Here is a 24,439-nt window from a genome sequence, read left to right as displayed (position 1 = left end):
GTTGCTGAGTGCTGAAACTCCTGTCGCGTCCTCTCGCTCTTTCCGTCGGATCCGCTGTGCTGCTCACCGGCCTCTTCGCCGTACCTGCTGCAGCCTCTGCCGATGTCACGCCGCAAGAGACGGGCGCGCTCGGCGCCGTCGCAAGCACACTCCGTATCAACGAGATCGAAACGAACGGCGACCCCGACTGGGTCGAACTCATCAACACGGCGACGGAGCCGCTCGACGCATCCGGATTCGTGCTGACCGGCCGCGGCAACGACGTGACGCTGACTCTGCCGAGCAACACGGTGATCGCGGCCGGTGCGGTCTACGTAGCGGAGAGCTCGACGTTCAAGCTGAAGAAGAGCGACAAGGTCAGCCTGTTCGCGTCTGACGGTACGACACTGCTCGACTCCTACGAGTGGGGTGACTTTCACCTCGACACCTACGGACGTGTTCCGAACGGCACGGGCGATTTCGTGCAGCAGGCCACTCCGTCGAAGGGTGAACTCAACCCCACACCGACCGACCCGGGCGAAGGCGGCGGCGATGATGCCGGATGGCAGTCCGTGAAGCTCAACGAGGTCACCTCGGCCAACGATGACCCCACCCACGACGCCTACGAGCTCGTGAACACAGGCGACACAGATGTCGACGTCTCCGCGTGGATGCAGTCCGACAGCACCAGCCTCCCCGCCGCGATCAGCGCCCCCAACGGCACCGTCGTTCCCGCGCACGGCTACCTCGTGCTGCTCTCGAACCAGGGATTGAGCTCGAGTGGCGACTCGGTGAAGGTCTACCGCGCCGACGGTTCAACCATCGTCGACTCCGTCGGCTGGGGCGACAGTGACGCGCAGCCCGGCTCGTGGTCGCGCTGCGCCGACGCGACGGGCGCGTGGGCGCACACCGCGGCATCCAGTTGGGGCGTATCGAACGCCACGGCGTGCGCCGGCACAATCATCGCGCCGAGCACTCCGGGCGGCGGCGAGGTGTCGTGCCAGACCGAGGCGGCGTCGGGCAGCGGCCCGGCCATCGCGGGCGGCATCGCCTGGCCCGGCAGCCAGACCCCGGTCGTCTCTGACAACCAGTGCCAGTTCGTCACGAGCCTCTCGGGCCAAGATGTCTCGGGCCTCGACATCGACCCGAGCGCGCCCAACGTCATGTGGGCTGTCAAGAACAAGAGTCACGTCTACCGCCTGGTCAAGAGCGGCAGCCTCTGGGTTCCCGACACCGAGAACGGCTGGTCGGCTGGCAAAGACATCGTCTTCCCCAGCGGCAGCGGACAGCCCGACAGCGAAGGCCTCACGGTAGGTCCTGACGGCTTCCTCTACATCACGACCGAGCGCGACAATGCGGCGAGCGGAGTTCCCCTCGACAGCGTGCTGCGTTTCGACCCGTCTGCCAGCGGCACGACCTTGCAGCCTACTCACCAGTGGAACTTGACTTCCTCGCTCTCCGACGCGATCGACACCACCGGCAAGGCCGACTCGAACCTCGGTTTCGAGGGCATCACGTGGGTTCCCGACTCCTACCTCACGACCAACGGGTTCGTCGACCAGAGCACGGGCGAAGCCTACGACCCGGCCGATTACCCCGGTCACGGAACCGGCCTGTACTTCCTCGCGCTCGAGAAGAACGGCCACCTCTACGCCTATGCGCTCAACGCCGATGGCACGTTCCACCGGCTCTCGTCGATCGACACGGGCCTGCCGCTGATCGCGGACACGCAATGGGATGCCGATGCCCAGCGCATCTGGGCCGTCGCCGACAACAGCGTGGCTGGCTCGTCGACGCTTCTCAAGATGGATGCCGCGGGCGGGTTCGTCGTGGACCGCACCTATGACCGCCCCACGGGCCTGCCGAACAACAACAACGAGGGCTTCGCCATTGCGCCGAACTCCACCTGCGTAGACGGGGTCAAGGAGGTCATCCGCTCTGACGACGGCAACAACGGCGGACACTCGCTGTGGTCAGGCACTATCTCGTGCGACCTCGCGCTCGGCCCGCAGGGTCCGAACCCGCCTGCCTCGTCGCCGACGGTCGCAGCAACCCCGTCGACCGTGCAGGCGGGCGGCGTGACGACGATCGTCGCCGCGGGTCTCGTTCCGGATACGGAGTACACGGTCGTGCTGCATTCCGAGCCGGTGACACTCGGCAACGCGGTCGCAGACTCCACGGGAGTGTTGACGCTCAGTAACGTGCGGATTCCGGCCGATACGGCAGCCGGAGCTCACACGATCACGATCGCCGCGGCATCCGACCCCGCCACGATCGTGGCCGGCATTCCGTTCACCGTGACGGCAGCCGCGGTGGTGCCAGCCGGCGGCAACTCGACGCAGACCGGTAGCCCAGCCGCGTCGGGCACCCTCGCATCCACCGGCGCCCAGCCGCTGCCCGTGATCGCGGCCGGAACGCTCCTGCTGATGTTGGGTGGGGCGCTTGTGCTCAACCGCCGTCGCCGCCGAGTCGCGTCGGCAGAGTAACCTGACGCCGCCCGGTCAGCGAAAGTAGGGCCGACCGGCGCGCTGCTGCCCGGCTGGTATCGGCGTGCGTTTCGGGTCGTTCCAGTCGGGCGGTCTCACATGTGGTTTTCCGCGGATCATTTCGAGGGTCCACGCTGAGGTGTGGATCGTCGCGTGGTGAAACGGGCACAGCAGAGCCAGATTGTCGATGTCTGTTCGACCGGCTGCGAAGGTGATGCTGACCCAGGGGATGACGTGGTGAGCCTGACATCGGGATGGTGGAACGGTGCATCCGGGAATCACGCAGCCGCCATCTCGTGCTGCGAGAGCTCGTCGTTGTTTGCGGGTCGCCAACCGTTGAGTTTTGCCCTGGTTCAGCACCTGGCCGTTGTTGGCGAACAGGGTGACGATGGTGTCTGCGTCGCACTGCAGCATATTCACGGTACTTAAGGGAACGGGCTCGCTGCTGCCGTCGATCCAGCCGACTCCGCGCCCCTCTTCGAGATCTTTCAGAGTGACATGCACGTTCACGGTGGGCGCAGCTCCATTGAGCCGGGATGCGGCTGGGGATGCGGCGGCCATCTCGATGAGGGTCATGACCGCGTCGAGGAGCTTCTGTTCTGAGGTTCGCAGATCTGGCGGAACGTCTTGGGCGTCTTCGTCTGAATCACTCTCGTCGCTCTCGGACCGTGGCTTCTCTGGGTCTGCCGTGCGGGGGCTGAGGATCGAGTCGACGGCAGCGAGGAAGACGCCGAGTTGGAGCGGCGGCAGAGCGTACTTGCCTCGGGCCATGCCGTCTGCGCCGACCTTAGGGTGGCTGAACCCCCGAAGGGCTTGTTTGACGGCGTCGCGGGGTTCGGCCCCGTCGGGGTCGAGATGTTCGCGGATGCGGGTCGCGAGTCGGCCGAGCTCGTCGACGGTGTATCGGAGAGCCTCAGCTGTGCCGGTGCCGGTCTCGCCGATCGTTGCCGTCGCAGCGTGAACGAGGTGCCGCTCGGCTTCGTCGACCGCCTCGGACCACCGGGTGCGCGGGAGGACCTCGGTGAGGGTGCGGCAGATGATTGCCGCAGCATCGACCCCGATCTGGCCGTCATGGAGTGCGCTCTCGACAGCGGGGAAGTTGCTCGGCACCGGCAGCCCTGTTATCGACAGGGCCGACCGGAGCTGTCTGCCCAGAGCCATGCGTGACCCCGCCGTGCGCTCCGACACATTCGCCGCTGTCGCGATCAGCTTCTTCGCGCTCGCAAAGCCGTGTCGGTACGAGAGCCCTGAGGTGTCGAGTTCTCGGCGCGACTCGTTTTCGATCTCGGCCGCCACCCAGATACGTGCTGCGTCGGTGGCACGCCCGGCGACCTCCCAGTCGTGGGCGCGCCTCAGAAGCTCATCGCCGCTGGCGTGATTTCGGTCGGATGAGAGGAGCTCGCGGAGGCGTTCGGCGATGTCGCCGAGGGTCGCGTCCTGGAGTTCCATAAGAGAATTCAAGCAGGAGCCACCGACACTGGATCGGTCGGCGCATTCGATTGATGATCAGGGGATAAGGCTGTGGATAACCCGGCCGATCGAGCGTTTCGAACGCCACACGCGACACGCCACAGACTCTTGCGGCGGCTCATGGTTGTATGACACGATTTCGCCAGTTGCTCTCGACACGAGTGCGACATCGCAGTTCCGGGTCTACAGACCGGGAATTTCATGCTCAGAACGCGCCATCGGCCGTGAGCACGATCATCCCGCCTCGTCTTGAGCCACAGGAGCCTCGCCGTGACCCTTTTTCGTATCCGCGATTTCCATCCCGATGACATCGACGGCATCCTGCATCTCTGGGAGGAGATGCGCACTGCCGGCACAGAACCGGTCTACGGACTGTCGGAGGTGCTCGCCTCGTGCCAGCACGATCATGCCGTTGTCGCGGTCGAGGACGACGCCATCGTCGGCGTAGCCGTGGGCCGCGCCGCGCATGCTCAGGGCTGGATCGTCTTCCTCTCTACGGAGCGGTCGCACCAGGGCCGGGGGATCGGGGGTCGCATGCTCGCCGCCCTCGAAAAGCGGATGTCGCCACTCGGCCTCTCGAAACTGTCGGTGCTTCTGCCCGAGACGGTCTCCCGAGTCGATGCCTTCACCGGTCAGGGATTCGAGGCGAAGAAGAACCTGGTCTACTTCGAGCGGCAGATCCCCGTGCAGCGGAATGAACTCAGCGTCCTGTCCGAATTGGGCGGCCGGGTCCTGCCCCGCGGATTGTGGGATTCGATCGGGGGAATGCAGCGCGAAAAGGATCTGCTGGAGCGTCGCCTCGTGATGCCTCTGGCGAAGACGGAACTGGCCGAACAGTTCGGGGTCATACCACCCAGCGCCGTGGTGTTGTTCGGCCCTCCAGGAACGGGGAAGACCACGTTCGCGCGGGCGATCGCCTCTCGGCTGGAATGGTCCTTCGTCGAGGTGTTTCCCTCGCGGCTCGCCTCAGACCCCGCAGGCCTGGCCGGCGCCCTGCGCGAGACGTTCGTCAAGATCGCCGATCTGGAGCACGCCGTCGTGTTCATCGACGAGGTCGAAGAGATCGCGGTGCAGCGCGGTGGTGAGCCACCCTCGGCCATGCAGGGCGTCACGAACGAGCTGCTAAAGATCATCCCGAGTTTTCGAGACCAGCCGAATCGTCTTCTCGTGTGTGCCACGAACTTCATTCGCTCGCTCGACTCGGCGTTTCTGCGGCACGGGCGATTCGACTATGTCATTCCCATCGGGCTGCCCGATGAGGAGGCGCGCACGTCCATCTGGGCCAGGTACATCCCGCAACACACGCTGGAGGCCATCGACGTCGATGCGCTGGTCGCTGTCACTTCGGGGTTCTCCCCGGCCGACATCCAATATGCCGCCCAGAAGGCATCGCATGGCGCGCTGGAGCGGGCGTTGGATTCAGCCGACGATGTGCGGTCCGACGACGGTCCCCGCACGGAGGACTACCTCGTCGCGATCGCCGAAACCAGGGCGACGGTGTCGAACGAGGTCGCCGAGGCCTTTCTCGAAGACATCGAACGTCTCGCCCGCTTGTGACGAGCAACATGATCGCGCCGATAGCGACCGACTGATCTCGTCGGCACCCGGCGACGTAGTACTTCAGGACCATCCTCACTGACCCGGGATGGGCACATCTGAGGACGCCGCGGCGGCGTGCCTCCTCCTAGCGTGGAACCGCTTCACTCATCCACGCCGGAGGAATTCCCCTTATGACGCTGCTCACCCGCCTGAGCCTGGCCAACCGAGCCATTGTCGCCCTGCTCAGTATTCTCATCGTCGCCGTCGGCCTCTGGGCCACCGCGTCGATGAAGCAGGAGCTGCTTCCCTCGATCGAGCAGCCGACCGCGGTGGTCGTTTTCGCCAAGCCGGGCGGGTCGTCTGCAACACTCGATGACCAGGTGGTGGTTCCGCTCAGCAAGGCATTGGCCTCGGTTGCCGGAGTGGACGAAGTTCGATCGAGCACGTCGAGTGGCTCATCGCAGGTGACGGTGACCTGGAGCTTCGGTGCCGACGACGTCAAGATCCTGGCCGATGTGAAGTCCGCAACAGCGACGGTTCTCGCCCAGGGCCCAGACGGCGTCACCTCCAACGTCTTCGCGGGCAGCTCAAGCGACATTCCCGTGCTTGCCCTCGCGTTGACGAGTGACACCGATGTCGACTCCTTTGCAGCCCTGGTGGATGCCGAGCTGGTGCCGCTGATCGAGAATGTGCCGGGCGTGCGAGACGTCGAACTCGCGGGGCGCATCACACAGCGTGTGGTCGTGACTCTCGATCCGGCAGCACTGGCCGCCAACTCAATCGACCCGCAGGCGATCGGACCACTTCTGCGCACCGCCGGAACTGTCGTGCCCGCCGGAACCAGTGTCGACGGCGACCAGGCCCTCTCGATCGAGGTGGGCCAGGAGAACGCCACCCTCGAGGACATCGCTGCCACTCCCATCCCCACCCTCGCCGGGCCGATACCTCTGTCGGCGGTCGCTTCGGTCGCGCTGGCTCCGGTCGACCAGACGTCGCTGTCGCGCGCCGACGGGCGACCCGCCATTGGCCTGACCATCACGAAACTGCCCGATGCGAATGCCGTGCAGGTCTCCCACGCGGTGTCGGATGCCGTCGCCGGACGCCTTGGCTCGCTGGGCGACGGCGCCGCGATGCACGTCACCTTCGACCAGTCCACGATGGTGGAACAGTCGATTCACGATCTCTCGGTCGAAGGCGGCCTGGGGCTCCTCTTCGCCGTACTGATCATCCTCATCTTCCTTCTGTCACCCCGTGCCACGGTCATCACAGCCATCTCGATTCCGCTGTCGCTGCTGATAGCCGTGATCGGCCTGCGGCTCGGTGGTTTCTCGCTCAACATCTTCACTCTCGCCGCGCTTACCGTCGCCGTGGGTCGTGTCGTCGACGACTCGATTGTCGTCATCGAGAACATCACCAGGCGGCGGGGGCCAGGCGGCCTGACGGTCGAGGACGTGCGAGCCTCGGTGGGTCAGGTGGCGGGCGCCGTCACTGCGTCGACGCTCACGACGATCGCTGTCTTCTTGCCGGTGGCCTTCATCGGCGGTGTATCGGGAGAGTTGTTTCGGCCTTTCGCGGTGACCGTGTCCATCGCCCTTCTCGCCTCGCTCGTTGTGTCGCTCACGATCGTGCCTGTTCTCGCTTACTGGTTCATGCGGCATCCATCGAAAAAGGACCGCACATCGCGGGCCGCCGAACCGGCAGCGTCGACAAGGATCGAGTCAACGGGCCATGAAGCCGAACAGAGCGAGCGCACCACGGCGATGCAGCGAACGTATCTGCCCGCGCTGAGGTTCGCGCTGCGTCGACCGGTCGCTATGGTGATCGTCTCTGTTGTGGTGTTCGCGGGTTCGCTCTGCGCCATCGGTTTGCTGAAAACCGACCTTCTCGGGGGCTTTGCCGACGCGCGAGCGGTCACTGTCGAACAGACCATTCCGCTGGGCTCGACCCTGGCATCGGCGGATGCTGTCGCCCTCGAGCTCGAGAAGGTGGTTTCCGCCCTCGACGAGGTCGAGTCGTACCAGACCACGGTCAGCGCCCAGGGCGCCCCGGTGCAGCTGGGCCTTGTTCTGAAAAAAGACGCAGATCCGGATGCATCGCTCGCGACCATCCGCAAGGCCGTCTCTGCGTTGCCCGGCGCCGACGACATCACGGTGTCGACGCAGGCGACGCAGGCTACGAGCTCGACGATCGACGTAGTGGTCACGGGGGCGGACGAGGCAGCTCTGGCTGCGGCCACCGACACCGTCGCGGCGAAGCTGGGCGCGCTGAGTGAGATCGACACGGTCACAACCAATCTGGCTGCGGATCAGCCCGTGCTCTCTGTCTCGGTCGACCCGACGGCGGCCGCTGCCCAGGGCTTCACCGTTGCTGAGGTGGGCGCCGCGATCGCCGCCGCGGTCGAAGGCGAGCAGCTCGGTTCGGTCAGCGTCGACGGGCAGACCCACGATCTCGTGCTGCGGTCGCAGACGGCCGAGAGCACCCCAGCGGCCATCGGCGCGCTGTCACTTCCTGTCACCGCGCTGCAGCAGCAGCGCGCGCAGAAGAATGCCGCGAACGCGCTCACCGCAGAACAGGAGCAGCTAACCGCCGAGGCTCAGGCGAAGGCGAACAGCGCGGCCTCCGGCCAGCTTGCCGACCTCATCAAGACCCGTGACACGACCCGAAGCGACCTGGCCGAGCTTAAGGCGCAACTGGCCACGTTGGTTGCCAACCCTCCGCCTGCAGACCCGGAACCGGCGACAGCGGGAGAGCTGAGCGCCATCGAGTACCAAAAGCTCGTGACGCAGCTGAACGGCGCGGTGGAGAGTTCGATCGACGGTCTGAAGACGCTCAACGAGCAGATCGACACCGCGCAGAATGCCATCAGCGACGGCGCCGCCCAGCAGGCGGAGTCGGATCGACTGAGCCAGGCGCAGCGCGACCTCGAGAACGTCAAGGCCACCGCCATACACGTCAGCGATGTCGCGACGGTCGCCGTTGTCGAGACCCCGGCCACGATCACCCGCATCGACGGTGTGCGAGCGGTCACCATCTCCGCCCTGCCCGTCGGAAACAACCTCGGCGCCGCAGCGGCAAGCGTCGATGGCGTCATTGCATCGATCGACCTTCCCGCCGGAGTGAGCCTCGACCAGGGCGGCGCGGCAGAGGAGCAGACGGAGTCGTTCACGCAGCTCGGACTGGCGATGCTCATCGCCATCGCCCTCGTATACATCGTGCTGGTCGCCACCTTCCGCTCCCTGGTGCAACCGTTGCTGCTGCTCGTATCGGTGCCGCTCGCGGCGACCGGGGCGATCGGGGGACTGCTCGTGACGGGCACGCCTCTCGGCATCCCCGCGATGATCGGCATGCTGATGCTCATCGGCATCGTCGTCACGAATGCGATCGTGCTCATCGACCTGATCAACGACTATCGGCGTCAGGGGTCGAGTATCGACGACGCGGTGACGCACGGCGCGCGGCTCAGGCTGCGTCCGATCATCATGACGGCCTGCGCCACTGTCTTCGCCCTGCTGCCGATGGCATTCGGGCTCACCGGTGGGGGCGCGTTCATCTCGAAGTCCCTCGCGATCGTCGTGATCGGTGGCTTGGTGTCTTCGACGGTGCTCACGCTGCTTCTCCTGCCCGCTCTCTACGCTCTGTATGAACGCAGCGTCGAACGCCGGGCCGAGCGCCGTGCTGCAAAACGGGCTGCCGGTGACGACGGTGACGATGGCCTGGATGCCGACCGTGGGAGACTTTCCCCGTGATAGACACGGCGCCGCGCAGTCCCGGGCTGGCCGCGAAAGTGTGGCAACGGCATCCGCGGCTCGTCGATGTGCTCGTGGGCCTGACGTGGATTCTCTTCACGACACCCAACCTGCTGGTCGCCTCGACGGCGCCGGCCTTCGGCTGGCTGCCACTGGTCTTGTTCGTTGCCGTTGTGCTCGTCGTCGCAGTCTGCCTCGTTGTGTTCCGCCGTCGCCGACCCGTGCTCGCATTCGTGATCACGTTCATCGCCACCCTGCCCCTGATCGCTCTCTCCCCAGACCTGCTCAGCCTCGCCGTGGCTTTCTGCGTCTTCGCCATCGCGGTGCACGACTCCGCGCGCCGGGCCTGGCTCGCCGTCGGGGCGGCGACGGTGGTCACTGTCGTGGTGTGGGTGACCTACCTTTTCATCGACCCGCCGTTCCTGATGGCCCCTCCAGAGGGATCGCGCGTGAGCACGGCGTTCACCTATGCCGTCACCAGCCTGCTTGTGTTGCTCGTCGCCGTCTTCTGGGGCCAGAGCATCGGCAACCGCAAACGCTACATCGAGGGCCTGCTCGAGCACGCTCGGCACCTCGAGCGCGAACGCGACCAGCAGGCCCAGCTCGCGGCGCTCGCGGAGAGATCGCGCATAGCCCGCGATGTGCACGACATCGTGTCGCATTCGCTGTCGGTTATCGTGCGGCTTTCCGACGGTGCTGACGCTGTTTTCGAGACGGAGCCGAAACTGGCCAGGGAAGCCATCGGCCAGCTCGGCGGAGTCGCGCGTTCATCGCTCACCGAGATGCGTCGGGTCATGGGAATGCTTGAATCGACACCGGGCTCTGCGTCGTCACAGTCGGGTACCGGGTTCGACGACATACCCGGCCTGGTCGAGGTGTATCGCGGCATCGGACTGCCCGTCGAACTTACGCTCAACGGTGAGGCTCCGTCGCAGTCCGGTGTGCAGGTGGCCGTCTTTCGGGTCATCCAAGAAGCCCTGACCAACGCTCTGCGCCATGCGTCCGCTCCGAGCCTCGTCGAGGTCTACGTCGATTCCGGTGATGATGTGACCGTCACCGTGCGCAATGACGGAGCGCCGTCGCGCGCGCCGGCCGACGACGACCACGTCGGCCGGGGACTGGTGGGTATGCGTGAGCGCGCCGCCCTCTACGGTGGCACACTTGCTGCCGGGCCGGAGGACGCCGGGCGATGGACAGTGCGGCTGACGCTTCCGGGGGCACGCTCGTGACCGCCATCCGAATACTGATCGCCGATGACCAGGCGCTCATCCGCTCGGGGCTCTCGATGGTCGTCGGGGCGGCGGAGGGGATGACCGTGGTCGGCGAGGCATCCGATGGCGTTGAGGCGGTCGCGCTCGCGGCGGTGCTCGACCCCGACATCGTGCTGATGGATGTGCAGATGCCGCGCATGGACGGTATCGAGGCGACCCGCGCTATCACCGCGCGTAGCTCCGTCAGCAAGGTCATCATCCTCACGACGTTCGACATCGATTCCTATGCCTTCGGCGGGCTCGAGGCCGGCGCGAGCGGCTTTCTGCTCAAAGACTCGGAAAGCGGAGATATCCTCGCTGCCATTCGCGCGGTTGCCGTCGGCGATGCCGTGCTCGCCCCACGCGTCAGCTCTGAATTGCTCCGGCGGTACGGCGCGCTCAGTCGTCCCTCCGAGCGCTCCGACCAGGCTCGGCAGGAGTCCGATCGCGCCAACGCGGTCGAGCGGCTTCGGGCGCTCACCGATCGAGAGCGTGAGGTGTTCGATGCCCTCGTGGTCGGGCTGTCGAACGCCGAGATCGCTCAGCAACTCTGGCTGTCTGAGTCGACCGTCAAGACGCACGTCGGCCGCATTCTGCAGAAGCTCGGCATGCGAGACCGCATTCAGGCCGTCGTCTTCGCGTTCCGCAACGGCATCGCCTGACCCGTCTGGCTACATCACCGCGCCGATGTAGGAATACTTCACGAAGACCTCGGCCGCGATGCCGGCCTCCTCGAGTACTCCCTGCACCGCCGTCAGCATGTACCGCGAGTCCCATCCCATATAGAGGAAGTGCTCGTCGTCGAGCGTGTCCCAGTGGCCGTTCCACGACTGCGCCTCGTAGATCGGTCCACCGCGCCGCGCGCTGAATGCCACCACGTCGGCGCGTGAGTCTGCCCACAGTCGCTTGAAGATGCGGTTGAAGAGGTACTTGATGTCGTAGACCTCCCAGTGCTCGCCGCGATACTCCACGTACTCGAACTCGCGCTGCCAGCCCTGAGGCCACCCGCGTCGCTTCTGGGCATCGAGGATGGGCGTGAGCCCGTCGTCGTCGATCATCACGACGGCCGGCCGCTTCCAGACCTCGAGGAACCTCTCGGTGAGCCGCACGGTTCGCTCGGCGATCGCCCGGGTTCCCCAGCTCGGCACTTCTGCCAGCTCGCGGGTCAGTGCGATCGAGCTCTTCGCGTAGGAGCGGTTGCGCTTGTCGAGGAACGACTTGTCGGCGGCGCGCTCCGCGAGGTGCTCCTCGAGCAGGGCCAGGTTACCCACGGTCTGCGACAGCGCCCTGTGGCTGTTCTGCTCGTCGTCGGTGTAGTCGGCCCACTCGCGCTCGCCGTCACCGCTCCAGGAGTCGCCCGGAGAGATCGGGAAGATGTGCTCGACCTCGAGATCGACGGATGCGGGCACGTCGCTGAGGCGCGCGAGAACGTAGGCGGCGTGCGGCAGCTCGGCGTACTTCAGGGCCACGCGCACACGCTCGTCGCTGGGGGTGATGCGGGAGATCGCGCGCAGCAGCGCATCCGGCCCCTCGGCGCGCGCCCGGCTGAGCCGGGCGACGAGCCGGTCGTTGCTCACGCCGGCCAGCGTGCGGCGCAGCAACAGAGACTGGATGTTCTCGAGCAGCTCGACGAGGCTCGTCACGTCGAGCGAGCCCCGCGAATAGTCGAGGTAGGCGCGCATGATGAGCGGGTACATGCCGCGCCCGAAGGTGTTGAGGTAGCTGAGCTGGCGCGAGACCTCGGAGTCTGCCTCGAGGCTCGGATCGAGGAGGACCCGGTAGGCGGCGGAGAAGGAGCGCCACTCGGCGGCGTGGACGCGCAGGGTGTCGATGTCGAGTCGAGGGAACTGCTGCTGAAAAGCGTCGTAGACGCCGCGCTGGCCGACCACCGTGACCTCGCGGCCGGTGGTCATGACCAGATAGTGCCGCCAGAACGAGGCGATCTGCTCGCCGGTGTTCTGCTCGATCGGCAGCCAGAAGGAGTCTTCGATCTCGCTCTGCTCGAGGTGAGTCAGGCCCATGAGCACGTAGTTGTGAATGAGCTCGTGATCGCGCAGCGGCTCGCCTGTGGAGTTGAGGCTCTCGAAGATCTGCTGCGCGTTGGCGTCTGCGCCGAGAGTGATGGCCACGTGCTCGAGCTTCTGCAGACCGCGCCAGATGCGGGGCACCTCGTCGAGTCTGACCTGGCTGCGGAAGAAGGCGTAGTTGTCGTCGAAGCGGGAGTCGCGCAGTTCGTCGCCGGGGCCGAGCTGGTCGAGCACGACGCTCTCGAACACATCGGCCCAGGCGCGGTGAGGGCGGAGCTTGGTGCGGCTCGGGTCGGCGGCGCGCACGAGCACCTTCTGCAGCTCTGTGGCGAGGGCTGGATCGCTGTGCTCGACTGTGTGGTGGAGGGCGGCGATCAGCAACATCAGCGTGGTGATGCGCTGCTGGCCATCGATGAGTACGAGCTCGGAGTCGTCGGCATCGTCGGTGCTCTTCGACGAGAGGATCGAGCCGATGAAGTGAGTATGCCGGTCGTCTGTCTGCGACACGGCCCGGATGTCGGTGAGCAGCTTCTCGCACGCGCCGATGTCCCAGCGGTACTGCCGCTGATAGACGGGAACGACGATGGTCGTGTCGTCTGCCGAGAGCCACGCGACCGTGTTGACCGCGGTCGCATCGATGTTCGTGGCAGTGACCATGTCTTCGTTTTCGCCTCTCGGTAGTGCTGGGGTGCGCAAGCGCCGAGTTTAGTCGATGCAGCATGCGAGCCGACGGTGACTCCAGACGTGTTCAGGAGGAGGATAAGGACTAAAGTCCGTATCGAAATCGTCCAATGTAGGCTTGCCTAAGTTGGGCCTGTTAAAACGTGCTGGCCCCCAACGAAAGGACATGATTTTCAATCATGGGTTACATCAAATCTGCCGCTCTGGAAGAGACCGGCTATGTCGTACTCGATCGCTACAACAAGGAGATCGACCCCAAGGAGTGGCTCGACATCGAGTATGTCGACTGGAAGTCCTCGGGTGACACCCGGTTCGCGCCCCTCGCGAGCGCCTTCGGCGACATCGAGTGCAACGGCTTCTGGAACCACAAGCCGCCGCGCACCGACAAGGATGGCGTGTTCATCCCCTCGCAGGTCGAGAAGGCCCCGACCCTGACCGCCCGCGCCCAGGAGCCCGGCGCCAACATCGGCCGCTGCCGCGTGATCGAGCTGCAGCCCAACAGCTACGCCGACTGCCTCTACAACCTTCACCAGGACGACAACAACCGTCTGAACCCCGACGGAACGGGCTGGGTTGTTCGCGGATTCTTCAACCTCACCGACGACACGGAGAGCTTCTTCGTTCTGCGCGAGAACCGCACAGACCCGAGCGTCGAGTACCGCATCGCCCTTCCGGCTGGCGCGCAGCTGATCATCGACACTCAGCGCCTGTGGCACGCCGCCACGCACCTCGGCACCGACCCTCGCTACTGCCTCATCACGTCGTGGGAGTCGGGCCCCGAGCTCGACGCCTACATCGAGAAGCACAACGGCGTGAAGCACGTGCCGAACTTTGAGGTCGATCAGGAGGTGCTCGACGCCGGACAGGCTGAGCAGACTCGCCGCCTCGCGGCTCGCGCCGCTGCGCTCGCCGCCCGCGGCCAGGCAGAGAAGCTCGTTATGAGCGAGGCCTAAAGCCTTACCGTTCTGCAAAAAGGGGTCTTCGTCCACACGGACGAGGGCCCCTTTTTTTGGGCGTTGTGGCGCGTGATCAACGGGTTCATAATCATTCCTAGTAGGAATAAATGTTCTGCAATGAAGGAGACCTTAATGTCCACGACACTCAACCCCTATCTCAGCTTTCGAGGCAATGCGAAAGAGGCGATGGAGTTCTACCACTCTGTCTTCGGGGGAGAACTCACGATGAGCCGCTACGCGGAGTTCGGCATGAATGAAGACCCGTCTGAAGCCGACAAGATCATGCACGCCCAGCTCGTGACATCGGGTGGTCTCACCCTCATGGGCGCGGACACCCCGAACAGCATGCCGTTCAACCCCGGCAACACCTACTCCGTGTCGCTCAGCGGTCAAGATGTCGACGAGCTCACCGGCTACTGGCAGAAACTCAGCGAAGGCGCGACCATCCAGATGCCCCTCGAGAAAGCGCCCTGGGGCGACAGCTTCGGCCAGCTGATCGACCGCTTCGGAGTGGGGTGGATGGTCAACATCGGAGGTTCGCCCGACGCGCCGACTCCGCAGGCCTGACAGCTGCTAGCGCCCTCGCTCGTAGCGGGTCAGCAATAGGCCGTCCGACTCGAGCACGTGCACGAGTCGCATTCTGCGAGCCGCTTCGCTCTCACCGCGTGAAATCCGGATGCCGGCTCCGCCTTCCATAAGCGGGCTGACGGTCAGGCAGAGCTCGTCGACGAGATCGGCCTCGAGGAACGTGCCGAACAGGCGAGGACCGCCTTCGCACAGAATTTGCGTGAGCCCGCGCTCGACGAGCGCGTCGAGGATGCGCTGCGGCTCGACGTGCTCCTCTCCGCACGAGATGACGTCGGCGACGCCGTCGAGTGCGGCTCGTGCGTCGGCAGGCGCCGATGCCGACGTCAGAACCAGCGGTCGCACGGGCGCCTTCGCGAAGACGTCACTCGTGGGGTCGAGATCGAGTCGACCGGAGACAAGCGCGAAAGCCGGCTGCGCGGCCAAGCCGTGAGCCTGTCGCCACGCTGCGTCGGCATCCGAGAGGCGCATGGCGCCATATCCCTCGGCGCGCACCGTGCCGGCGCCCACGAGCACGACGTCGGCGAGGCGGCGGAGAGTGTCGAAGACGAGTTTGTCGGCGGGGCCGCCGAGGCCGCCGGAGAGTCCTTTCACCGTCGCAGAGCCGTCGAGGCTGGTGATGAAGTTCACGCGGAGAGTCGGTACGCGGCGATCCTCGACCGTGTAGGCCGAGGCGAGTCCCTCCGCGTCGAGAGAGGTGGCGCCGGGGGAGAGAAGAGCGATGCGGGGGCCGGCCACGTCAGAAGCCTTCTCGTCGGTCATTCGTTCTCGCTGCCCATGTTGTGCCGTAGATACTGCGGCTCGCGTAGACCCAGAATCGTCTCAGTCATGCGCATGGCCTGCACCGATCGGGCTACGTCATGCATTCTCACGATTCGGGCGCCGAGCAGCGCGCAGGTGGTGGCAGCCGCCAGGGATCCGTCGACTCTGTCGTCTCGTTCTGCGCCCAGCGATTCGCCCACGAAGTCCTTGTTCGACACGGCCGCGATGGCAGGAAGGCCGAGGCGGGCGATGTCATCGAAACGGCGTGTGATCTCGAGTGAATGCAGGGTGTTCTTGTTCAGATCGTGGCCCGGGTCGATGATGATCTGCGTCTCGTCGAGGCCGAGGTCAATCGCCAAGTCGACGCGCTCCCGCAGAAATCCAACGACGCTCTGTACCACATCGTCGTAGCGTGGTGCCGCATATGCCGTGCGAGGTCGGGCGAGGCTGTGCGTGATCACGAGGGTGGCGCCGGTGGATGCGGCCAGCTCGGCGAGCGCCGGGTTCTGCAACCCGGTGGTGTCATTCACGACCGAGGCGCCCGCGGCGATGCACGCTTCGGCGACCTCGAGCCGGAAGGTGTCGACAGAGATGACGACGTCGGACTGTGCCGCCACGGCTTGAACGACGGGCAGCACGCGGTCGAGTTCTTCGGCCGCAGATACCTCTGGCCCTGGAGCGAACTTGACCCCGCCGATGTCGACCCAGTCGGCGCCGGCAGACGCTGCCGCGAGAGCCGCATCGACGGCGCGATCGAGGGCGAAGGTTCGGCCGCGATCGAAGAAGCTGTCCGGGGTTCTGTTGACGATCGCCATCACCGCGATGCGGGAGGAAAAGTCGATGGTGCGGGCGCCGATCGTGCGCACGGGGCTCGTGAGAGGAGGCAGCGGAAACCCGGAGGTCGCCGTGGGTGTCGTCATGAACCCATCATGCCTCTCGTGTGTGCGCCTGACCTGTGCGCCATGCGTCACGAGGGCGCGGAACGTCGCCGCGCTTACAGGGCGCGCGCGAGGGAGTCGAGTTGAGCCAGAGGGTCGGCACCCGCGGGAATGAAGACAACGCTCGTGGCGCCACTCGCGTGAAGCTCGGCGATGCGCTCGCGCACCCGGTCGGGGGTTCCGACCAGCGCGAGGGCGTCGACCCATTCGTCGGGAAGTGCCGCGACAAACTCCGCGCGCGTTGCCGAGCGTGCCCGTAGCGCGGCGAACTCCTCGGCGAACGGCAGCGGGTCGATATGCGGTGCCCAGTCGGGCTCGCCGAGCGCGTCGAGAGCCGGCCGGGCTCGGTCGCGCGCGACCGAGGCGTCGTCGTCGACGGCGGCCACGTTGTAGGTGACCACCGTGTGAGGACCCGCCGCATCGATGTTCGCGAGAGCTGCGACCAGATATTCGGGCGTCACCGGTTCGGCCAGGATCGTGCCGTCGGCGGACCGGCCGGAGACCGCGAGCGACTTGGGCCCGCGCACACCGGCGAGCACCGGGGGAGCGATCGTGGCCGGAGTCTCGAGTTGCGCGCCGTTGATCCGCACATAGCGGCCGTCGACCTCGAGCTTCTCGCCGGCCAGGAGGGTGCGGAGAGCTGTGAGCTGCTCTTCGAGCATGGTCAGGATGCTCGCCGGCTTGTCGCCGACCTGTCGCATCCACTCGGGCATGCCATGCCCGATGCCCAGTATGAGGCGGCCGGGGTAGATCTCGGCGAGGGTGTTGGCTTCGAGCGCCGTGAATGCCGCGTTGCGCACGGGCGCGGGCAGGATGCCTATGCCCACCCGGATTCGCTGGGTCGAGGCCAGCGCGACCGCGGCCTGGGCGAACCCGCCGCGGAAGAAGCAGTCTTCGACTACCCAGACTTCGTCGAAGCCGAGGTGCTCGGCCTTCTGCACGAAGGGAATGATCTGGTGGGCGGGAAGGTCGCGGGGCAGCATGATGCCGACGGTGGCAGTGGTCATCACTCAAGCCTAGATGCGAGATGGGTCGAAGAGGGCAACCAGTGCGGGCTCGGCTTGCTTGGGAGTGATGTGCCCGGCGATCACGAGCTCGGCGAGTCCGTGCACCGCGCCCCATACTCCCGTGGTCAGTGCGACGAGCGTTGTATCGGACACTGAGGGAGAGATCGCCTTCGTGGCATGCATCAGGATCTTCTCCACCGCGGAGATGAGAGGTGCCATCTCGGCGGAGGGAGCTCCCGGCACGCAAACCGCGGGGTCGTAGATGACGCGGAATCGCTCAGGATACTCGGCCGCATACCTGACGTAGGCGGTGCCGAGCGCGACGAGATGTGCTCGAGCGGATTGTTCGGGATCGGCACTCGCCTGAGCGGCGAGGAGTGCATCGAGCAGCTCCGACATGCTGCGTTCGCTCAGGCGCTTGAGCAGCGCCGTGCGATCTCCGAAGTGATGGTACGGCGCATTGTGGCTGACGCCGGCGGTGCGGGCGATCTCTCGCAGACTCAGGTCGGTGTGACCTGTTGTGCGCAACAGCTCGAACGCCGCGTCCTCCAGCGCCGGCTTGAGGCTTCCGTGGTGGTAGGCATCGCCGGATCTTGACACGAGCAAGATCATATCCTACGGTCGACATTGACGCATGTGGGCAGTGTCCAGATTCTGGACGCTGCCCATATTTTGCACCTCTTGCTCCCACCCCAAAAGAAAAGGACAAGCATGAACACGCTGGTAATCGACGGGCATCCCAATCCGCACTCTCTGTGCGCGGGCATTGCCGCGCGTTACGCCCAGGCGCACGGTGACGCACAGGTGCTGGCGCTGCGCGATCTCGACTTCGATCAGAACATGCACTTCGGCTATTCGAGGCGGCAGGAGTTGGAACCCGACCTGCAGCTGGCGTGGCAACGCCTGCTCGATGCCCAACACGTCGTTGTGGTGACCCCGGTCTGGTGGGGTTCGGTGCCAGCGCTGCTCAAGGGGTTCTTCGATCGCCTTCTCTTGCCGAGACGGGCCTATCGAATTAAGCCCAACGGGCTACCCGAAGGCCTGCTGTCTGGCAGGACCGGTCGGGTCATCGTGACCACCGACTCGCCGTGGTGGTATCTGCCACTGGTGGGCGACACAACGGTGCGGCACGTGCGGCAGACCACCCTGCGCTTCTGCGGCATCACAAGGGTGAAGGCCACCCGCCTCGGACCGGTCAAGGGATCGACCGACGAATTGCGTGCGACCTGGCTCTCGAAGATCGAGCGGATTGCTCGTGCTGACGCTGTGACGTCACGCAAAAACCGGTCGCGCCCACCTGTTGAGGTGAACGCGACCGGTTGATGTTCAGCGCTGCTGCCGCGAACGAATCGCAGTCGATCAGGCGGCCTTCGCGAACCCGTCTGCCGGCGACGTGCGGCGGCGCTCGCTCCACCCGAGGTCTTCGGCCACTCGGGTGTCGCGTTCGACCCGCGTCTCGTCTCCGATGCGCACGTCGGCCTCGATGCGGGAGTTGCTGCCGAGTCGAGCTCCTCGACCCACGAGCACTCCGCGACCGATGTGCACGTTGGCCCCGACGAAAACGCCGTCTGAAATCACGGCCCCGCGATCGACCCAGCTTCCCGCGCCGATCCACGCGTTCTGGCCAACCTGGGCATCCGACTCGACGTAGGCCGACGACTCGATGAATGCGCTCGGGTGAACCTTGGCTTTCGACGCCACGCGCCCGCGGCCGTTCAGGTGCCGCCGGTACTTCGTGACGACGCCGGTCTCGTCTTCAATCTCTTCTATTGGTCTGGTCACTGTGCCTCCATCTACAGTCGTTCTCACGACTCGCTAGAGATAACGCACAAGGGTCCGTGAGGATTCCCGTCTGCGCGCTCCCGTGTTCGGGTGTTTTCACGTTGCCCGATATCGATACCGACCTCGCCCCGACGACCGCTATACGTCGAGCGAGTCGCCGGGCTCGAGTGCGAAGTACTCGCCGCCGTTCTGCTCCGTAGCCCACTTGATGCGGTCGCCCGTCATGGCCTTTCCCGCCTTCGAGAGAGTCATCTCGTGGGTGGGGAAGCTGCGTTTCGGCTTGACGTTGAGCACGTAGTCCATGGCCTCGCTGATCTTCAGCCACGGTGCACCGATGGGAGCAGCAAGAACGTCGACCTCGACGCCCTCGGGCACCGTGTACGAGTCGCCGCCGTAGTAGACCGAGTCGTTGATGAGCACTCCGACGTTGTCGATCACGGGGATCGACTCGTGGATCACAGCGTGCTTCTCGCCGAAGAACCGCAGCGTGAACGGGGCGACCGAGACCTCGTCGCCCGCCTTCACGACGGTGATCGGGAATCCGCCCGCGGCATCCGCAACGCCCTGGGGGCCAAAGATCTGGATGTCGGGCGCCTTGTCGACCAGGCGGGTCAACTGCTCGGGCGTCCAGTGGTCGGCGTGCTCGTGGGTGATGACGACGGCGACGGCCCCGGAGGCTTCGGTGATCGCGGTGGTGAACGAGCCCGGATCGACGAACAGTTTCTTTCCCGACTGCTCGATGATCAACGCGGCATGCTCGAGTTTCGTGAGTCTCATGGCTCCAGCGTAGAACTCCTCGCACGATCGTCGATGGGCATTGCCTGTAGGCCATAATCGACACATCATGCCCACCTCGCCGAAGCGGATCATCGTCGCGATCAACCCGTCTGCTTCGTTCGGTTCGCGCAGTGCCACGGGCCCTCGGGTTGTCGACGCTCTCGCCGCAGACGGCCACAACGTGACCGCACTCACCCAGCCCGATTTCGACTCTCTCACCGCGGCCGTTCGTCAGGCTCTGGATGCCGGTGGCCCGGCCGCCGCCGATGCGCTCGTGGTCGTCGGCGGCGACGGCATGGTGAGCCTCGCGGTCAATGCGACTGCGGAGACCGGCATCCCCTTCGGCATCATTCCGTCTGGCACCGGCAACGACATGGCGCGAGGGCTCGGAATTCCGCTCGACTCGCTCGACGACGCACTGGCCGTTCTGCGCACCGCGCTCTCCGCGGGTGCGCGCACGATCGACGCCGGGCGTGTTCATCATGCCGACGGTTCGACCTGGTTCGGCGGAGTGCTCTCGGCGGGCTTCGACGCCCTTGTCAACGAACGGGCCAACCGCATGAAGCGGCCTCGCGGAGCCAGCCGCTACGTGATCGCCCTGCTCGCCGAACTCGCCACTCTGCGCGCTCGCAGCTACAAGCTCACCGTCGACGGGGAGTCGTCCACCGTGAGCGCATCTCTGATCGCGGTGGCCAACAACCGATCGCTCGGAGGCGGCATGACCGTGACGCCCGACGCGTTGCTCGATGATGGACTGCTCGATCTGTTCCGAGTGGGCGCGCTGTCGCGGGTGCGTTTTCTGCGGCTGTTTCCCAAGGTCTTCTCCGGCAGCCATACCGGCCTCGATATCGTCGACATCTCACGGGTGTCTCGCGTGAGCATCGACGCCGACGACGTGATCGCCTATGCGGACGGTGAGCGGGTGGGGCCGCTGCCGGTCGAGGTCGAGGTCGTGCCGGGGGCGCTCCGAGTCCTGGCCTGAGTCGATTGGCATTGAGGGCGGATCGTATGGCATACTCGTTGAGTTGCAGACGGCCCCATCGTTTAGCGGCCTAGGACACCGCCCTCTCACGGCGGCAGCACCGGTTCGAATCCGGTTGGGGTCACCAATAGCCCGGCATTCCTCTTATTTAGAGGTGCCGGGCTTTTTCATTGCGCCCAATGACGCCTGGGGATGCCGTGGGTGCGGTCGGGCGCATGGCCGTGGGTACTGTGAATGCATGAGCACAGACAGCCCGCGCGACCTGAAGAGCCTCGGATTTCTGACCATCGGCTTCTTCGACGAAGCCGACCCGTTCGGCGGGCACGAGAGCACGCTGCAGATCATCGAACTGGGCGAGCGGCTGGGCTTCGACAGCGCATGGCTTCGGGATCGGCATCTGCAGCACGGCATCTCATCGCCCGTGGCGGTGCTCGCTGCTGCCAGCCAGCGCACGAGTCGTATCGAGCTGGGCACGGCGGTGATCCCACTCGGCCTCGAGAACCCGTTCCGGCTCGCCGAAGACCTCTCGACCGTCGACGTGCTGAGCCGCGGTCGGCTGAACCCCGGTGTCAGTGTCGGAGTTCCCACCCACTTCGACGACATCAAAGAGCACCTTTACCCCGACTCGTGGCAGAACGAGAACTTCACGACCGAGCGGGTCGACCGCCTGCTGCATAATCTGCGCGGCGGCGCGGTGAGTACGTTCGAGGGAACCGAGGGTATCGAGGCATACTCGACGCGAATCCAGCCTCACTCGCCAGGGCTCGCCGACCGGGTCTGGTACGGCGCGGCCGGTCTCTCATCCGCCGCGTGGGCGGGGGAGCGCGGACTCAATCTTCTGAGCAGCAGCGTCGTGCGCGCCGAGGAAGACGACGACTTCGCTCGCATCCAGCGGGCCCAGATCGATCTCTTCCGCGACCGCCATCCCCTGGGGCAAGCGGCCCGCGCGTCGCAAGGGCTCGTCGTGATACCGACCGATACGGCGACGGCGGAGCAGGAGGCGAAGTACCGGGCGTTCGCCGAGCGGAGATTCGCCCGCACGACCACCCCGCAGGGGCCGCAGCGGATGCTCTTCGCGCCGGACCTGGTGGGCTCGTCCGAGGAGATCGCGGACGCGCTTCGGGCCCACGCCGGTTATCAGGCCGTGGACGAGGTGGTCTTCGCGCTGCCCTTCACGCTCGATCACGACGACTACGTGCAGATCCTTACCGACATCGCGGGCATTGTCGCACCTCTCCTGGGCTGGAAGCCTGAGAAGTAGCCACATGAAAGTGCTCGATGTCAACCCCTGTGCCTCGAATAGGGCACGGCCGCTAGTGTCTTGGCTGCAGTAGTCGAAATCCGCCTGCTGCACTACACAGTGCATTGGAGAGACAGTCATGAGCTTTCTCGGTTTTCTTCTTCTCGGACTCATCGCGGGCGCAATCGCTAAGGCGATCCTCCCGGGCAAGCAGGGCGGCGGATGGGTTGTAACCCTCATCCTCGGCGTTGTTGGCGCCCTCATTGGTGGATGGATCGGCGGCGCTGTCTTCGGCGTTGGATACGACGGGTTCTTCAGCATCCAGTCGTGGCTCATCGCCATCGTCGGTTCGATCGTTGTGCTTCTCGTCTATGGCCTCATCGTGGGTCGCGGAAGCCGCAGCCGCGCATAACGCGCCACACAACGTTCGAAGCGCCCCGACCCCTTGTGGGTCGGGGCGCTTCGTCGTTAAGTCGGCCGTCGGCATCCAATTCGCGATATAACTTGACTTGGTGCGAATTCGCGATATATCTTGAAGTCAATCAACGCGATATATCGCGTTCTCGACCTCAAGGAGAATTTCATGGCCATCGAGAAGTGGCTGGTCACCGGCCCCAAAGTCATAGACCTCGAACTCGTTCGTTCGGTCAAGATCAGCCTCATCGGCGGCAAGATCGACGTGATCGCCCATGACGAGCCCGGCGCACGCGTCGAGGTGCACTCCGTCTCGGGCAGAGACCTCAAGGTCTCGATCGACGGCGACGTGCTCGAAATCGATCACCCGCAGCTCAGCTGGGACAACTTCATCGAAGTCTTCAAGTCGTTCAAGGGCAACGCGAAGGCCGACATCAGCATCATGATCCCGCGCGAGGCGAGCCTGAAGTTCGGCGTCGTGAACGCGAGCGCACTCATCTCCGGTTTGCGCACCGACGCCCGGGTCAACTCCGTGTCGGGCGACATCGTGATCGACGACATCATCGGCGACCTCGACATCAACACCGTCAGTGGAGAAATCTCGGTCAGCGACCAGGAGGGTGTACTCAACGCACACACGGTCACGGGAGATATCACGGTCACCGGCGCGCTGCGCAAGTTCTCCGCCGACGGAGTCTCCGGCACGGTGTTCCTCGATCTCACCGGTATTCCCGAGGAGATCAGCAACAACACGGTCAGCGGTGATCTCACCGTGCGTCTCGACCAGGATGTGCCGGCCCGCTTCACCCTCAACAGTGTGAGCGGCACGCTACAGGTCGACTCGACCATCACCCGGGGCACTCGCGGTCGTGGTTTCAACCACACGTCGGGCTCGCTCGACAAGAAGTGGGTCGAGGTTCGAGCCAACTCGGTGTCGGGTGACATCACCTCTGTGCGACGGGCGACAGTCGGGGCCACGAGTGCTCCGAGCACGGGTGTCTACGACGCTCCCGTGACAGATGCTGGCCCGTTCGGCACTCCGGAGGGGGAATCCCTGTGACCCCCGTCTTCGGCCACGGCCACCTGCGGCTCTACCTGCTCAAGCTGCTCGATGAGTCGCCCAAGCACGGCTACGAACTGATCCAGGCGCTCAGCGAACGCTTCGGCGGCACCTACGCGCCGAGCGCGGGCACGATCTACCCGCGCCTTGCGAAGCTCGAAGACGAGGGCCTCGTCACCAAGACCGCCGACGGCCGCAAGACGGTCTACGAGATCACGGAGGCAGGTCGCGCAGAGCTCGACTCCCGCGAGAGCGAACTCACCTCTATAGAGAACGACCTCACCGACAGTGTGCGTCGGCTAGCCGACGAGGTGCGCTCCGGCGTGGGCGAGGCCATGAAGAGTCTGCGCGCCGATCTCGCCTCCGCCGCACGTCAGGCGCGCGAGGCGACCGACGCCACGAGTCAGTCGTACTCGTCGTGGTTCGCGTTCGACCCGACACACGATTCACCCGAGCCGGATGCGAAGGGTGAGACTCGCGCGGGCGATCAGGCTCGTCCGGCCGACGAGACTCCGGCGTCTGCCGACGCGTCACGGGATGCGAGTCGTAACGAGATCCGCGACGTCGACATCGCGCTGGCCGAGTTCCGCCAGTCGGTGCGTACGGCGCTCCGGGCGAGCGGCGCGCGCGGCGCGGTGCCCGCGGGAACGGCCGCCGCTTTCGCCCGCCGTCTCGACGAGGTGCGCGCATCCCTTCTCGCTGATCTGGGAAAGTAGCCGCTTCGTAGAGCGGCCGTCGAACGGCAGGTTCGTCGAGTG

21 protein-coding genes and 1 tRNA gene are annotated in these 24,439 nt (G+C 65.4%); 14 read left to right on the top strand and 8 right to left on the bottom strand.

What is annotated here, in order from left to right:
- The first annotated feature begins 8 nt into the window (after positions 1 to 8).
- On the top strand, positions 9 to 2,465 hold the full coding sequence (locus tag TZ00_RS18960; RefSeq protein WP_052521547.1) for a lamin tail domain-containing protein: 2,457 nt from the start codon (positions 9 to 11) through the stop codon (positions 2,463 to 2,465).
- A 15-nt stretch (positions 2,466 to 2,480) separates the two neighbouring features.
- Here TZ00_RS18960 and TZ00_RS12800 read toward each other — a convergent pair whose 3' ends face one another.
- On the bottom strand, positions 2,481 to 3,914 hold the full coding sequence (locus TZ00_RS12800; RefSeq protein ID WP_044442231.1) for an HNH endonuclease signature motif containing protein: 1,434 nt from the start codon (positions 3,912 to 3,914) through the stop codon (positions 2,481 to 2,483).
- Positions 3,915 to 4,205: 291 nt separating this feature from the next.
- On the opposite strand from TZ00_RS12800, the gene TZ00_RS12795 reads away from it, so the two are divergent.
- The 4 genes from TZ00_RS12795 to TZ00_RS12780 all read left to right on the top strand — a co-directional run bounded on the left by TZ00_RS12795 (position 4,206) and on the right by TZ00_RS12780 (position 11,132).
- Entirely contained in the window at positions 4,206 to 5,492 is a 1,287-nt protein-coding gene (locus tag TZ00_RS12795) for an ATP-binding protein (RefSeq protein WP_044442230.1), read from the top strand.
- A 173-nt stretch (positions 5,493 to 5,665) separates the two neighbouring features.
- Positions 5,666 to 9,220: an efflux RND transporter permease subunit gene (locus TZ00_RS20420; protein ID WP_044442228.1), complete on the top strand. Its 3,555-nt coding sequence runs from the start codon at positions 5,666 to 5,668 to the stop codon at positions 9,218 to 9,220.
- Entirely contained in the window at positions 9,217 to 10,449 is a 1,233-nt protein-coding gene (locus tag TZ00_RS12785) for a sensor histidine kinase (RefSeq protein WP_044442227.1), read from the top strand. The genes TZ00_RS20420 and TZ00_RS12785 overlap by 4 nt, the downstream gene beginning before the upstream one ends.
- Entirely contained in the window at positions 10,446 to 11,132 is a 687-nt protein-coding gene (locus tag TZ00_RS12780) for a response regulator (protein WP_338010793.1), read from the top strand. Before TZ00_RS12785 ends, TZ00_RS12780 begins: the two co-directional genes overlap by 4 nt.
- A gap of 9 nt (positions 11,133 to 11,141) precedes the next feature.
- Here the strand turns inward: TZ00_RS12780 and TZ00_RS12775 are convergent, their stop codons facing one another.
- Positions 11,142 to 13,154 (bottom strand): DUF262 domain-containing protein, encoded by a 2,013-nt coding sequence (locus tag TZ00_RS12775; RefSeq protein WP_044442224.1) that lies wholly within the window; start codon positions 13,152 to 13,154, stop codon positions 11,142 to 11,144.
- Between the two features lie 203 nt (positions 13,155 to 13,357).
- Between TZ00_RS12775 and TZ00_RS12770 the strand changes: the two genes are divergently transcribed.
- The gene (locus TZ00_RS12770; RefSeq protein ID WP_044442223.1) at positions 13,358 to 14,131 is read left to right on the top strand and encodes a hypothetical protein; all 774 of its coding nucleotides are present in this window, start codon (positions 13,358 to 13,360) and stop codon (positions 14,129 to 14,131) included.
- A 135-nt stretch (positions 14,132 to 14,266) separates the two neighbouring features.
- Complete coding sequence (locus TZ00_RS12765) at positions 14,267 to 14,701, top strand: VOC family protein (protein ID WP_044442221.1); 435 nt, start codon at positions 14,267 to 14,269, stop codon at positions 14,699 to 14,701.
- A 6-nt stretch (positions 14,702 to 14,707) separates the two neighbouring features.
- Here TZ00_RS12765 and TZ00_RS12760 read toward each other — a convergent pair whose 3' ends face one another.
- The 4 genes from TZ00_RS12760 to TZ00_RS12745 form a co-directional block, all read right to left on the bottom strand.
- The gene (locus tag TZ00_RS12760; protein ID WP_152631190.1) at positions 14,708 to 15,481 is read right to left on the bottom strand and encodes a pyrimidine reductase family protein; all 774 of its coding nucleotides are present in this window, start codon (positions 15,479 to 15,481) and stop codon (positions 14,708 to 14,710) included.
- Positions 15,478 to 16,401: a dihydropteroate synthase gene (gene folP / locus TZ00_RS12755; protein WP_044442220.1), complete on the bottom strand. Its 924-nt coding sequence runs from the start codon at positions 16,399 to 16,401 to the stop codon at positions 15,478 to 15,480. The genes TZ00_RS12760 and folP overlap by 4 nt, the downstream gene beginning before the upstream one ends.
- A 74-nt stretch (positions 16,402 to 16,475) precedes the next feature.
- Entirely contained in the window at positions 16,476 to 17,426 is a 951-nt protein-coding gene (locus TZ00_RS12750; protein WP_044442218.1) for an LLM class flavin-dependent oxidoreductase, read from the bottom strand.
- 9 nt (positions 17,427 to 17,435) lie between these two features.
- Positions 17,436 to 18,026, bottom strand: coding sequence for a TetR/AcrR family transcriptional regulator (locus TZ00_RS12745; protein ID WP_044442365.1), 591 nt, complete (start codon positions 18,024 to 18,026; stop codon positions 17,436 to 17,438).
- A 111-nt stretch (positions 18,027 to 18,137) separates the two neighbouring features.
- Here TZ00_RS12745 and TZ00_RS12740 point away from each other — a divergent pair, with 111 nt between their 5' ends.
- Complete coding sequence (locus tag TZ00_RS12740; RefSeq protein WP_044442217.1) at positions 18,138 to 18,749, top strand: NAD(P)H-dependent oxidoreductase; 612 nt, start codon at positions 18,138 to 18,140, stop codon at positions 18,747 to 18,749.
- A gap of 36 nt (positions 18,750 to 18,785) precedes the next feature.
- Here TZ00_RS12740 and TZ00_RS12735 read toward each other — a convergent pair whose 3' ends face one another.
- A complete protein-coding gene (locus tag TZ00_RS12735) occupies positions 18,786 to 19,208 on the bottom strand; it encodes a DapH/DapD/GlmU-related protein (RefSeq protein ID WP_044442215.1) in 423 nt (140 codons plus the stop codon).
- Positions 19,209 to 19,346: 138 nt separating this feature from the next.
- On the bottom strand, positions 19,347 to 19,985 hold the full coding sequence (locus TZ00_RS12730) for an MBL fold metallo-hydrolase (protein ID WP_044442213.1): 639 nt from the start codon (positions 19,983 to 19,985) through the stop codon (positions 19,347 to 19,349).
- 67 nt (positions 19,986 to 20,052) lie between these two features.
- Between TZ00_RS12730 and TZ00_RS12725 the strand changes: the two genes are divergently transcribed.
- The 6 genes from TZ00_RS12725 (at position 20,053) to TZ00_RS12700 (ending at position 24,397) form a co-directional block, all read left to right on the top strand.
- Positions 20,053 to 20,967 (top strand): diacylglycerol kinase family protein, encoded by a 915-nt coding sequence (locus tag TZ00_RS12725; RefSeq protein WP_044442211.1) that lies wholly within the window; start codon positions 20,053 to 20,055, stop codon positions 20,965 to 20,967.
- A gap of 51 nt (positions 20,968 to 21,018) precedes the next feature.
- Positions 21,019 to 21,094: transfer RNA gene (locus TZ00_RS12720), tRNA-Glu, on the top strand.
- Positions 21,095 to 21,205: 111 nt separating this feature from the next.
- Positions 21,206 to 22,228, top strand: coding sequence for an LLM class flavin-dependent oxidoreductase (locus TZ00_RS12715; protein WP_044442210.1), 1,023 nt, complete (start codon positions 21,206 to 21,208; stop codon positions 22,226 to 22,228).
- A 118-nt stretch (positions 22,229 to 22,346) separates the two neighbouring features.
- A complete protein-coding gene (locus tag TZ00_RS12710) occupies positions 22,347 to 22,619 on the top strand; it encodes a GlsB/YeaQ/YmgE family stress response membrane protein (RefSeq protein ID WP_044442208.1) in 273 nt (90 codons plus the stop codon).
- A 171-nt stretch (positions 22,620 to 22,790) separates the two neighbouring features.
- Positions 22,791 to 23,681, top strand: a complete 891-nt coding sequence (locus tag TZ00_RS12705) for a DUF4097 family beta strand repeat-containing protein (RefSeq protein WP_044442364.1) — start codon at positions 22,791 to 22,793, stop codon at positions 23,679 to 23,681.
- Complete coding sequence (locus TZ00_RS12700) at positions 23,678 to 24,397, top strand: PadR family transcriptional regulator (RefSeq protein WP_044442206.1); 720 nt, start codon at positions 23,678 to 23,680, stop codon at positions 24,395 to 24,397. The genes TZ00_RS12705 and TZ00_RS12700 overlap by 4 nt, the downstream gene beginning before the upstream one ends.
- Positions 24,398 to 24,439 lie beyond the last annotated feature (42 nt).

Source organism: Agreia bicolorata, from assembly GCF_000938265.1.
In the GTDB taxonomy this organism is placed as follows: Bacteria; Actinomycetota; Actinomycetes; order Actinomycetales; family Microbacteriaceae; genus Agreia; species Agreia bicolorata.
This window is presented reverse-complemented; position numbering and strand designations above follow the sequence as displayed.

Excerpts from the sequence above, each read along its gene's own strand:
- folP (WP_044442220.1), bottom strand. The coding sequence starts at position 16,401 with ATGACGACACCCACGGCGACCTCCGGGTTTCCGCTGCCTCCTCTCACG.
- TZ00_RS12715 (WP_044442210.1), top strand. The coding sequence starts at position 21,206 with ATGAGCACAGACAGCCCGCGCGACCTGAAGAGCCTCGGATTTCTGACC.
- TZ00_RS20420 (WP_044442228.1), top strand. The coding sequence starts at position 5,666 with ATGACGCTGCTCACCCGCCTGAGCCTGGCCAACCGAGCCATTGTCGCC.
- TZ00_RS12740 (WP_044442217.1), top strand. The coding sequence starts at position 18,138 with ATGAACACGCTGGTAATCGACGGGCATCCCAATCCGCACTCTCTGTGC.
- TZ00_RS12725 (WP_044442211.1), top strand. The coding sequence starts at position 20,053 with ATGCCCACCTCGCCGAAGCGGATCATCGTCGCGATCAACCCGTCTGCT.
- TZ00_RS12800 (WP_044442231.1), bottom strand. The coding sequence starts at position 3,914 with ATGGAACTCCAGGACGCGACCCTCGGCGACATCGCCGAACGCCTCCGC.
- TZ00_RS12760 (WP_152631190.1), bottom strand. The coding sequence starts at position 15,481 with ATGACCGACGAGAAGGCTTCTGACGTGGCCGGCCCCCGCATCGCTCTT.
- TZ00_RS12775 (WP_044442224.1), bottom strand. The coding sequence starts at position 13,154 with ATGGTCACTGCCACGAACATCGATGCGACCGCGGTCAACACGGTCGCG.
- TZ00_RS12730 (WP_044442213.1), bottom strand. The coding sequence starts at position 19,985 with ATGAGACTCACGAAACTCGAGCATGCCGCGTTGATCATCGAGCAGTCG.
- TZ00_RS12750 (WP_044442218.1), bottom strand. The coding sequence starts at position 17,426 with ATGACCACTGCCACCGTCGGCATCATGCTGCCCCGCGACCTTCCCGCC.
- TZ00_RS12770 (WP_044442223.1), top strand. The coding sequence starts at position 13,358 with ATGGGTTACATCAAATCTGCCGCTCTGGAAGAGACCGGCTATGTCGTA.
- TZ00_RS12705 (WP_044442364.1), top strand. The coding sequence starts at position 22,791 with ATGGCCATCGAGAAGTGGCTGGTCACCGGCCCCAAAGTCATAGACCTC.
- TZ00_RS12710 (WP_044442208.1), top strand. The coding sequence starts at position 22,347 with ATGAGCTTTCTCGGTTTTCTTCTTCTCGGACTCATCGCGGGCGCAATC.
- TZ00_RS12765 (WP_044442221.1), top strand. The coding sequence starts at position 14,267 with ATGTCCACGACACTCAACCCCTATCTCAGCTTTCGAGGCAATGCGAAA.